Consider the following 11,944-nt stretch of genomic DNA (forward strand, 5'->3'; position numbering starts at 1 on the left):
ATTGTAACCACTAATAGATCAACACGACGGAGCAAAAAGCCAGTTTACTGGCTGTTAGTGGGACTCCTTGGGTTACCCGTTTTCTACGGCCTGTTACTGCTGACGTTATATGCCCTTCCTGCCCCGAAACTGTTCGAGTGGCAAACCTGGTCAACAGCCTATCTCGATCAAGACGGTCAACTGCTGCGATTAACCTTGGCCGATGATGAAAGTTATCGTTTAGAAACCCAACTCGAAGACGTCTCAGACTCGCTCATTCAAGCTGCCCTGCTGTACGAAGACAAAGACTTTTATGATCACTCCGGCGTAGACTTCACCGCCATCGGTCGTGCCTTCTGGCACACCTACGTGGTTAAGAATCGTCAGATTGGTGGCTCGACCATCAGCATGCAAGTGGCTCGCATGAGCACAGGTATCGACTCTTCGCACATTCCCGGCAAGTTGCAACAAATGCTCTATGCCTTATGGATTGAAGCCCACTACAGCAAGCAAGAGATTCTGACCGCTTACCTTAACCATCTACCCTATGGTGGCAATATTGAGGGCATTGAAGCGGCCAGCCTGATCTACTTCAACAAATCTGCCGCGCAACTTAATACTGCAGAAGCCATGGCTTTAGCGGTGATACCGCAGAATCCCTCAAAACGAAATCCTCTCAGCACGAAAGGCTATGCTGAATTGATGGACGCACGTGCGCGCTTGTTACAACTCTGGCAAGACCAATACAGTGAAGACAAGCACAGTGAGGACAAGCACGGTAAAAACAAGCAGCTCGCCCAATGGTTTGATCTGCCATTAAGTTTTCGCTCACCGCGACAACTGCCCTTTGAAGCGCCACACTTCGTCAATCATTTGCAAAAAACACAACCTTTCGCCAGAAATCGTCTGCATACCAGCATCAAGCTGAATCAGCAAAAACGAGTGGAAGCCTGGATAAAACGCTACTTATCCGACACCCAATCGTTAGGCTATCAAAACGCATCAGCCTTGCTACTCAATCACCAAACAATGGAAGTGGAAGCCTGGGTTGGCTCAGCCGGATTCTTCAATGATGAGATCTCCGGCCAAGTGGATGGCGTCACCGCCAAGCGCTCCCCTGGCTCGACATTAAAGCCGCTGGTGTATGCCTTGGCGATGGATCAAGGATTGATTCACCCTCTTTCATTATTAAAAGACACGCCCAGTCGATTCGCAGCCTATACACCTGAAAACTACGATCTTGCTTACGCTGGCCCGATCGACGCTACCGACGCCTTAATTACCAGCCGTAATGTGCCCGCTATACGTTTGGCTGCACAACTGAACTCGCCAAACCTGTATCAACTTCTACAACAAGCGGGCATCACAGAAATGAACACCCGAGATCATTACGGCCTGTCGACTGTGTTGGGGGGTATGGAAACCAGCATGTTAGAGCTCACTCGTCTATACGCGATGCTGGCAAACTTGGGCCAATTCCAATCCGAACGCACGGCTCATACCCAATCCAAACAATCTCATCCCCTTAGCATTCCAGAAAACACACTGTTGTCACCCGAAAGTGCCTGGCTCACCTATCATATGCTGACGCAAAACCCGCCAACAGATAGCCCTCATTATTCAGTCTCCAACACCACTAAAACCAACAGCAATGCCATCGCCTGGAAAACAGGAACGTCTTTCGCCTTTCGGGATGCCTGGTCAGTCGGTTTTGATGACCAATACGTTCTAGCCGTCTGGGTAGGAAATTTCGATGGTACAGGCAACCCCAACCTGATTGGCCGGAAAGCCGCTGCGCCGTTGTTTTTCAAAATCTTCAGAGATCTACAAAGCACCACAGAAAATAACAACACCTCTTCTTTAAACTCAATGACACTTAAGCAACCGCCAGAACTTCTCAAATTGAATGTAAAGAAAGTCGACATCTGTGAAGCCACCGGATTCTTACCGGGCAAACATTGCCCAATGACCGTCAAAAGCTGGTTTATTCCCGGTGTGTCACCGATTAAAACCGGCAACGTATTCCGAGCCGTACCAGTGAACATCCAAAGCGGAAAACGCGCTTGTCGTCATCAACCCGGAAAGACCCGTCTCGATGTCTATGAGTTTTGGCCGAGCGACCTCTCCCGACTCTTCCAAATGGCCGGCATACAGCGTAAACAACCACCGGAATACGAAGCCGACTGCCAGCTAGAACAACTCAGCGCCGATGCTACACCACCGCGCATCACCACACCCGTCAAAGGCTTGGTGTATTTCCTAACTGAAGATGAAGAACAACTGCCCTTTGAAGCGATTCTTGATGCCGACGTAAAACACGCCTACTGGTTTCTGGATGGCAGCTTTATTGGAAAATCCACACCCAACAAACCTTTATTCTGGAATGCTGAACCAGGAAAGTATTTGTTAACAGTAACGGACGATCATGGACTGACGGATTCGATTGAATTGGAAGTGCAGAGGATGGGTGTGAGGTAAAATTTTAAGAACACACACGTACCACTTTTCAACTCAAAATAGCCGCTAACCTCCCATTCATAGGGGCTTTAGCTGTTCGCTTGTTGACTGTAATTTTCCGTCTTTTTCCACTTACAAAATAGCAACTTTTATTCCTTTTAATTCATTTCTAATGTGCCAGAATGTGCGCTTTTCGGGTCAGAACATCGACAATTATTGGATGGATTCTTATGCGTTTATTTACTTTAAAGTTTCATTGGCAGTGGTTTGTTTTGTTGTTAGCCGGGTGTGCGGGGGTTGGCATCACTCAATACGATCCGCTCGTTGAACTCTACGGCGAAAGCGCGCCTAAGAACCGAATGGTGGAGCCGGACTCAACCGCTGGCCAATACTTTTTACATGATGTTCAGCCGATTATTGAACAGCGCTGTGTGGTCTGTCATGGCTGCTACGATGCGCCCTGTCAGTTAAAACTTTCCTCCCCTGAAGGGATAGACCGTGGTGCCAGTAAAGATGTGGTGTATGACGGCGCTCGAATCCTGGCCAGCGAACCAACGCGTTTAGGCATTGATGCCGACAGTACCTTTGAATGGCGCCAGAAAGGCTTTCACCCGATCTTAAATGAGCGAACTCAAACGCCATCGGTGAATCTACAAGCGAGTTTGATGTATCAATTCATCAGCCAAAAGCAGAAACAACCTGTGTTTGATTCTGAGCGTCTGGGTGACGATATCCCCCTTGGCTTGAACAATCCAAATCAGTGCCCTTCGCCTGCGGAATCCCAAGATTATTTGGCCGAAAACCCAAACCACGGCATGCCTTACGGCTTACCAGCCATATCGAAGCAGGAATACGGCGTTCTTACCAAATGGTTAGCCGATGGCGCAAACATGGCTAATAAGCCTAAATTGACCAAGCCATACACTGATCAAGTTACACAATGGGAAGCCTTTCTAAATCAGGACGATTTGAAACATCAATTGATGGCCCGCTATGTTTATGAACATCTATATTTAGGGCATTTGTATTTCGCTGAGTTTGATGAGAACAAAGACTCGACACACCGTGAGTACTTTAAGATGGTGCGTTCTTCAACACCGCCCGGCTCGCCAATCAATCATGTGAAAACGCGTCGCCCGTACGATGATCCTGGCATTCAGCGCGTTTACTATCGCTTAGAACGCGAACAGGAAAGCATTCTGGCAAAAACGCACATGCCTTATTCTCTGGATACTCAGCGAATGAACTGGATCAAGACGCTGTTTATTGAGCCAAACTACACAGTATCAGAACTGCCTGGTTATGAACCGGAAATCGCAGCCAATCCGTTTAAAGCCTTTGAGGCCATCCCGAGCCGATCTCGTTACCGCTTTATGCTGGAAGAATCACAGTTCACCATTATGGGCTTCATCAAAGGCCCTGTGTGTCGAGGCCAAATCGCACTGAATGTGATTGACGATCACTTCTGGGTGCTGTTTGTTGACCCGGATTTGAACCCGGAAGGCATGGACAGACTGGTAGCCAGTCAACAAGATAACCTGGTGTTGCCCGGCGAAAAACAAAGCAATGCAGGCATCGTGACCAACTGGGTATCTTTCTCTGCTACGCAAAGGAAATACCTGAATAACAAGCTGGAATTAATCCGGCATTTGAGTGAAGAAGAAAAGTTAAACCTCGATCTGATTTGGGACGGAGACAAAAAGAACGATAATGCCACCTTAACCATCTTCCGTCATTTCGACAGTTCTACCGTAGTGAAAGGCTTGGTAGGCCAAGAACCTAAAACTACCTGGCTCATTGATTATCCGTTGCTTGAGCGCATCCATTACTTACTGGTCGCAGAATACGACGTATTCGGAAACATCGGACATCAGATGAATACCCGCTTGTATATGGACTTCCTACGCATGGAAGGCGAAGGCAACTTCCTGTCACTGCTGCCCGCTGATGAACGTAAGAAACTATGGCGCTTTTGGTATCGTAACTCCCAGCAAGAAGTGAAAGAGTTTGTGTTCGGTCCTCGTGTAAATTTCGATGTAAAAACCAACATTGATTTTAAAACCGATTCGCCAAAATCCGAGCTATTAGATATGGCGAAAGCAAAGCTAGGCTCATTACAAACCAGCCCACATAACTTAACCGATTCAGCTCTGGATACTAAACTGGCTAAGTTGCACAACATCGCCGTCGGTGCGCCAACCTTGATGCCAGAGATGGGCGTACTGTCTGTAGAAACCGAAAATAACGACCTAGGCTTATACACCATCCTTAGAAACAGCGGCCACAGCAACATCGACAGTTTATTGTTCGAAGACAGCAACCGCCTGCCGGAAGAAGACTATCTGACTATTAATCGTGGCATTACTGGCAGCTACCCTGCGGCTTACTGGCATGTTAAAGAAGCAAATCTGGATCAATTTATTGCTGCTGTATCGAACTTACAGACAGAAGACGATTACGATGAGTTGATGGATATCTTCGGTATTCGTCGTACCAATCCTAACTTCTGGGCCCACAGTGACCGTATTCATCAACAGTACCTGAAAGACCAACCCAAGACTGCCGGTCTGCTGGATTACAATCGGTTGGAGAATCGGTAAGCGTATTGTGAAAGTGTTAGAACTTTAACCAAATGAGCCCGAGTATGATGCTCGGGCTCTGGAAAGTGAATGTTGCATTAGGCAGCTGTTATTAGCCCTTTCTTATCTGAAGCGATTGTAGCTGATTAATTCATCCTCGATACAACTGAAAAAGAGCGCCAGCTCTGAAGAAGTGGTCTGGGTTCCGGTAAAAGCAGTCGTTAACAATTACTCGCTGACATTTGATCACCAACACATTTTGAACGTTTGTTATGAGCGGCTTCAAAACAAGGTTCAGTACACATCACTCCCTATCCATCTATTACCCGATTCATTCACTTTGACTGAGCTGCAGACCACCTTTGAAATAATTTTGGAAAAAACGGTAGAGAAGAAATCATTTCGTCGAAGAATTCTTGAAGCGAACATTATTGAAGAAACAGGAGACATGCGAACAGGTAATAGCAGACCCGCAAAACTCTATCGCTTAAGAAAAGAGTCATCTAACCACTACTTCACTCGAAATATTGAAGGCCCTCGATAATATCAACTAAAAATTACGATGTAATCCCAGGTAATTTTCATTCCCAGCTTGCTAACTACGCTTATCTTACTCAGGGTCATTCTGGCCCTATTCCTCTAACACAGAACCGTAGGGAAATTAGATATGTGTACACGAGTGTTTAACAATTTTAACTCTAAGTTCTTAGCTACTGCTCGCAATATGGATTGGGAAGTTCAGCTACCGACCAGTCTGTTTGTGTTTAAAAAGGGACTGTCAAAGACAGGAACGGCGGAGCCTAAAGAGAATGCGTTAACCTGGACGTCTATTTACGACAGTAGCGTATCCATGGTGGGTGCACCCGGTATTGGCTATGGAGCATCAGATGGTATTAATTCTGAAGGCTTAGTCGCGAATATGTTGTATGACAGTAATGCAAATTATGGGCGTCCCAAGTCCGACCATAAACTCTTAGATGTTTTAAGATGGGCTCAGTACGTTCTTGATGTTTTCTCAACAGTTGAACAAGTGGTCACAGCATTTTCAGCAGATGCCAAAGAAAAGATACAGCTCTTGGGTTCTAAAGTACCAGGCTCACCAAAAGAAGCATCCTTGCACTTATCGGTATCGGATATAAAAGGCGATTCGGCCATCATTGAGGTTGTCAACGGGGGCTTTAAGATTTATCACCACTCTAGTTACCGAGTCATGACCAACGAACCAAGCTACGAAACCCAATTGTTATTAAATAACTATTGGACATGGCAATGGAGTTCCGAAAATAAATTCCCGAGTCATACCATCCCTGGTGGGCCATTTCCTTCGGATCGCTTTGAACGTGCCTCTTTCTATGTGAATCACCTGAAGAACCCAACATCAACGGAAGAAGCTCTGGCACAAGTAAAGTCGGTCGTTGCCAATGCATCCGTACCAGTAGCATTTGACTGTAAGGTCACCAGCGACAGCCCTAACGTAGCTCAAACATTGTGGTCGACCATTTCTGATCACAATGGCCAGATCTATTATTTTGCCAACGCAAGAACACCGGATGTGATGTGGATAGCGTTAAATGCAATTGATTCCTTACCTGAAGTATCCAATCTGGACGTGGTTATTCAAGACAAGGATGATACGTTTGACAATGTCGCTATCAACGGTTTGGTCAACGACCTAATGAAAAAGACCAACGATCCGTTCAGGCTGGTAGATCAAACATCAAAAGAAGCCGCTTTATCCGCAGCGATCTAGGGAACCTCTGAACAAGTCCCTCTACCAGATCTATAAGAAACGAAATGCACAGCCTACAGGGAACGTTTGCTGTGCATCGGAATACACCTAGTTTTGCCCCTGAACCGCAGGACGCTTGAACCACTTCTCCACATCCAGATTCATGATCACATTGCCCAACATAGTTAATCCTAGACCCACAAAGCTGGTCACTTGCCATTCGTAGCTTTCAAACCAGCTCGACAACAATAAAGCCACCACCGGGAACATCACCGTCGCATAGGCGGCTTTGTTGGCGCCTAATCGAGCTACCAGCGTTAAGTAGGCCGTAAAACCAATGATGGAACCAAACACGCTGAGATAAAAAAGCGCACCTAAGTATTGAGGGCTGGTATCAATCACCAATGGCTGACCGGTGATGACCAGAATACCAATCAAAATTATCGAACCATACGCCATAGCATAGGCATTGGTGGTCAGGGGCTTCACACCTTTCAGACTGTGACGCTTGGAAATCATATTTCCTAATGAGAAGAAGTAGGTACCCAAAGCTGCCAGCAACAATCCTTTGAGAATATCTGTTGAAATGCCTTTATCACTGGTTTCACCAAGTAGCTCAGGAAGGAAGAGTAAAACCAACCCGGTAGTACCAATCACCCCCGCCAGGATGACTTTCGGTGGAATCGATTCTTTCCAGAACAAGCTGTTATTAATGGCGTTGTAGATGGTCGCAGCAGAAAATACGACCGCCACCAAGCCACTGGTAATGTACTGAGTCGCGTTGTAGAAACAGATAAAATTCAGCGAGAATAAACAGGCACCTTGCAGCACCATAAACTTATGATCACTGGCATCGGTTTTCTGAAGTTTTCCGGTCAACCACATCCACGGCAATAACAATAATGCAGCCAAAGCAAAGCGATAGAATACGGACACATTCACTGGCACTTCCCCCAGCTGGAAGTAGATTGCCAGCCAAGTACTGCCCCAAATTAACACGGTTAATGCGTATAAAGATGTTGTCATAATAGTCCCTCCTTACAGAGCTCTATCGTGACAGAGCAAGTAAGGAGGGTATTGCACAATATTGCGGTTTATTGAACCACGTAAAGGGAGGTAGCAATGGAGAAAACAGAGCTCACTAGACTTCAAATCGGTTGGTCATTTCCGTTAACTGATCCGCCAAATGCGCCACTTCCTGACTGGTTTCCATGTTAGCCCGAGCGCCTTCTGCCGCAGTACCGGACAACTCACTGATCTGATTAACGTGTCGATTGATTTCTTCTGTAACACTAACCTGCTCTTCTGCTGCGGTAGCAATTTGAATGTTCATGCTCAGACACTGGTTCATTCTTTCACGAAGCTCGTTCAGTAAGGCATCGATGGCTTCTGCGTTACCGACACTGCTTTCGGCCCGTTCACGGCTGTTTTTCATTACACTTACGGCTTCATTGGAACGAGACTGCAGCCCTTCCAGAACCTTTTGAATTTCGTTGGTGGAGTCCTGGGTGCGTTGTGCCAGGGTTCGGACTTCATCCGCCACCACCGCAAAACCTCGGCCCTGTTCACCAGCGCGCGCCGCTTCAATGGCCGCGTTCAATGCCAACAAATTGGTTTGTTCAGCGATGCCTTTGATCACATCCAAAATGGAACCAACCGACTCGCTTTCCTCAGCCAGTTTACGCACCACATCAGAAGCGGACTCAATTTCTCCGGACAGTTCAGTAATGGACTGGCGATTTTGACGGACAACTCTTTGACTTTCGGTAACTTTGTCATCGGCTTCTTGAGTGGCCGATTGAGCATCTGAGGCATTTCTCGCCACTTCCTGTACGGCCGAACTCATTTCATTCAGCGCCACCGCGATTTGCTCACTGCCTTCGCGTTGTTCATCGGTCGCAGCGCTGGTTGATTCAGCTTGGGATTTTAACTGCACCGAGGTTCTGGTCAGGTCATCAGCACGATCAATGATTTGAGACACGGTTTTACGAATGGTGCCCACAAACTTGTTAAAACTATCGGCCATTTGGGCGACTTCATCATTACCTTTAAAGTTGATGGTTTTGGTTAAGTCCCCTCGCCCGGAGGAAATATCCTGCATCCGATGACCTACCACTTTGATTGGTCTCACTACCGAGATTAAACACAAAGCGGTCGCGGCAACGGCAATCAGGAACCCTGCCACCAGAGCAATGGAAATAGAACGATAAACACCGAATTTAGTATCTGCAGCGCCTTCCGTTTCATCTGCGACCACCTGATCTAAGGTGGTCTTGGCATTTTTAAGATAGCCATTAAAGTCAATGGCGACTTTCAAATAAGCCGTTCTCGCTTGAACAAAGGCCTTGTGATCACTCACCAACTGATCAAATTCCTTGCGATGGGTTTCCAACAACGCATTTAAAACGTCCACATAGGTTTGCCCTTGGTACTCACCGGATTTAATGGTGTTTTCCAGAAACTCCAGCTCTCCCAAATATTCCGCCTCATCAGAAAGGTCGTCCCAGGCACCTTCCATCTTGTCGAGCATTTCTTCCGGGGCATCGCCCCCTAAGTAACGTTGGAGGTAGAAAAAACGCTTAGCCAATGCAGCTTTGGATTGGAAAAAATACGTCTGCAGTTCCCATTTATCATCCGCCGATACTTTGGGTAAAGAAAAGATTTGATTGTTATAGAACTGCAATAAATCCATGTAGGACTCAAACTTGTTAAAACCGGTAAACGCATCTTTACGAACCTGAACAAAGCGGGCATGGCTACTTAGCAAACTCTCTTGGCTGCTGGAGAAGGAAGAAAACCGTTGATCCAATGCATTGATCATTTCTTCTGATACCAAATCAAACTGTTTTAGTTGCGTCAGTAATTCTTGCGCTTGATTGGTCAGGCTGGCCAGTTCTGTTTTCTTAGTATTATCCACAGCATCTCTGGTCTCGATGATTTCAGTCACCAAAGAAGCCTGCTGTTGAAGTGTTGCTGATAAGGTATTTGAGGTTTGCGCTAACGGCCAAGCCGTTTGTGATAAATAGTCAACATTATTGCCAAGTTTGATGGCTCCCTTAAAGCCAAAGCCCCCCGCAATCAATAACATAACCAACACGGCGACAAAGCCGCCCCCAATTTTTATCCCAACTGATAACTTCATACAGTGCCCTACTCCGTCCAATCACCCGCTGGATAATCTGCTTATCGGATGGCCTGAATCATTCAATTAGAACCATTCACTCCGAACCATCCAACAAACAAACTCTCCAACGATACCTCAATAATCTGAATTTCCCTTCCTATCTGGGTCTTCCCTCTTTCCAGGCCTGTAATAATTTATCGTAAGCAACTGTGATACCTTGAGGCTTTTCATTTGCCAACTTGGCTTTCGGTGCCCCTGGCTGACTAAGCCAGAATTCAGCGCCTTTCAGGTCTTTCTTCTTAGAGAGTTTCGGAGCGCAGGCTTGTTGAGCCCCGGATCGCTCTAACTTACGCAGCACCTTATCTTGTGCTTTTGCTAAGCTGTCCATCGCTTCTTGAGGTGTTTTAGTACCGCTTGAGGCATCCCCGATATTCTTCCACCAAAGAGGTGCTAACTTAGGATAATCCGGTACGTTCACCCCTGTTGGGGTCCAGGCTTTACGCGCTGGGCTTCGATAGAATTCAACCAAGCCGCCCAGTTTGGGGGCCACATCGGTCATAGCTTGAGATTGAATATCAGACTCACGAATCGGCGTTAAGCCCACTAACGTTTTCTTCAAAGACACGGTTTTTGAAACAGTGAATTGAGCATAGAGCCACGCGGCTTTACGTCTATCTTCAGGTGTACTTTTGAGTAACGTCCAAGAGCCTGCATCCTGATAACCTAACTTCTGCCCCTCTTCCCAGTAGGCACCATGAGGCGATGGCGCCATACGCCACTTAGGTGTACCGTCATCGTTCACCACAGGTAAACCGTCTTTAATCATGTCTGCCGTAAATGCGGTATACCAAAACATCTGTTGAGCAATATTTCCCTGAGAAGGTAACGGCCCGGCTTCACTGAAGGTCATCTCTCGTGATCCCGGTGGTGCGTATTTATCCAACCACTCGATGTATTTGGTGATGGAATACACCGCAGCCGGTCCATTGGTTGCACCGCCACGCGCTACCGACGAACCAACCGGATGGCAATCTTCCATACGAATACCCCATTCATCGACCGGCGTACCGTTCGGAATACCTTTATCGCCAGCCCCCGCCATCGACAACCAGGCATCGGTGAAACGCCAACCTAACGAAGGGTGTTTTTTACCGTAGTCCATGTGGCCATACACTTTGACGCCATCAATTTCACCCACATCGTTGGTAAAGAATTCAGCGATGTCTTCATAGGCTGACCAGTTCACCGGCACGCCCAACTCATAGCCGTATTTGGCTTTGAACTTGGCTTGTAAATCATCGCGCTCAAACCAGTCAGCACGGAACCAATAGAGGTTTGCGAATTGCTGATCCGGTAGCTGATAGAGCTTACCATCCACGCCTTTGGTGAAGTCCAAACCAATAAAGTCATCAACGTCGAGCGTAGGCAAGGTGACAGATTTACCTTCGCCAGCCATGAAATCCGAAAGAGCAACCACTTCCCCATAACGACTGTGAGTGCCGATTAAATCCGAGTCATTAATATAGGCATCAAATAAACTCTCCCCGGTGTACATTTGCTGTTGCAGATGCTCAATTACATCCCCTTCACCTGTCAGAACATGCTCAATTTCAATACCAGTAATGTCAGTGAAGGCCTTAGCAAGGGTTTCCGACTCATAGACATGAGTCGCAATGGTTTCAGAGACCACTTTAATCTTCATGCCCTTATAAGGTTTGGCCGCATTGATAAACCAATTCATTTCCTCCATCTGCTCTGCCTGAGAAAGAGTCGACGTATTAAACTCCTCTGTAACCCATTTTTTAGCTACAGCTTCATCGGCCACCACACTGCCTGAAAGCAATATCGGGGCTAGAGCCACCACCTTAAGCATGCTCAACTGTTTCATCATCCACCTTTAAATATCTTTTGAAATCAATTAATTATTTCTATTATCTCGTTAATAGTAGTTAATTTCCCACAGATCTTTGGGTCGATATATCAAACGATTAATTTCATATAAGGAACAATCCACAGTAAATACAGCGCGCTTGTCACTTAATTTAACTCAATTCAATAGTTCATATTCCAAATGCG

7 protein-coding genes are annotated in these 11,944 nt (G+C 46.6%); 4 read left to right on the forward strand and 3 right to left on the reverse strand.

Features of this window, described 5'->3' with window-relative positions; translation table 11 throughout:
* Positions 1-57: 57 nt before the first annotated feature.
* The 4 genes from pbpC to ACFOEK_RS04945 all read left to right on the forward strand — a co-directional run bounded on the left by pbpC (position 58) and on the right by ACFOEK_RS04945 (position 6,765).
* The gene (pbpC, locus tag ACFOEK_RS04930) at positions 58-2,457 is read left to right on the forward strand and encodes a penicillin-binding protein 1C (protein WP_386717027.1); all 2,400 of its coding nucleotides are present in this window, start codon (positions 58-60) and stop codon (positions 2,455-2,457) included.
* A gap of 209 nt (positions 2,458-2,666) precedes the next feature.
* Complete coding sequence (locus tag ACFOEK_RS04935) at positions 2,667-5,036, forward strand: fatty acid cis/trans isomerase (RefSeq protein ID WP_386717030.1); 2,370 nt, start codon at positions 2,667-2,669, stop codon at positions 5,034-5,036.
* A 172-nt stretch (positions 5,037-5,208) separates the two neighbouring features.
* On the forward strand, positions 5,209-5,559 hold the full coding sequence (locus ACFOEK_RS04940; protein WP_386717033.1) for an NUDIX hydrolase: 351 nt from the start codon (positions 5,209-5,211) through the stop codon (positions 5,557-5,559).
* A gap of 123 nt (positions 5,560-5,682) precedes the next feature.
* Positions 5,683-6,765, forward strand: a complete 1,083-nt coding sequence (locus tag ACFOEK_RS04945) for a linear amide C-N hydrolase (protein WP_386717036.1) — start codon at positions 5,683-5,685, stop codon at positions 6,763-6,765.
* An 87-nt stretch (positions 6,766-6,852) separates the two neighbouring features.
* On the opposite strand, the gene ACFOEK_RS04950 is transcribed toward ACFOEK_RS04945, so the two are convergent.
* From ACFOEK_RS04950 to ACFOEK_RS04960, 3 genes are all read right to left on the reverse strand, one after another.
* Positions 6,853-7,770: a DMT family transporter gene (locus ACFOEK_RS04950; protein WP_386717039.1), complete on the reverse strand. Its 918-nt coding sequence runs from the start codon at positions 7,768-7,770 to the stop codon at positions 6,853-6,855.
* Positions 7,771-7,885: 115 nt separating this feature from the next.
* Positions 7,886-9,886, reverse strand: coding sequence for a methyl-accepting chemotaxis protein (locus ACFOEK_RS04955; RefSeq protein WP_386717042.1), 2,001 nt, complete (start codon positions 9,884-9,886; stop codon positions 7,886-7,888).
* 139 nt (positions 9,887-10,025) lie between these two features.
* Positions 10,026-11,756, reverse strand: coding sequence for an ABC transporter substrate-binding protein (locus ACFOEK_RS04960; RefSeq protein WP_386717045.1), 1,731 nt, complete (start codon positions 11,754-11,756; stop codon positions 10,026-10,028).
* Positions 11,757-11,944: the final 188 nt, after the last annotated feature.

The organism is Litoribrevibacter euphylliae (assembly GCF_042646085.1).
Classification (GTDB): domain Bacteria; phylum Pseudomonadota; class Gammaproteobacteria; order Pseudomonadales; family Litoribrevibacteraceae; genus Litoribrevibacter; species Litoribrevibacter euphylliae.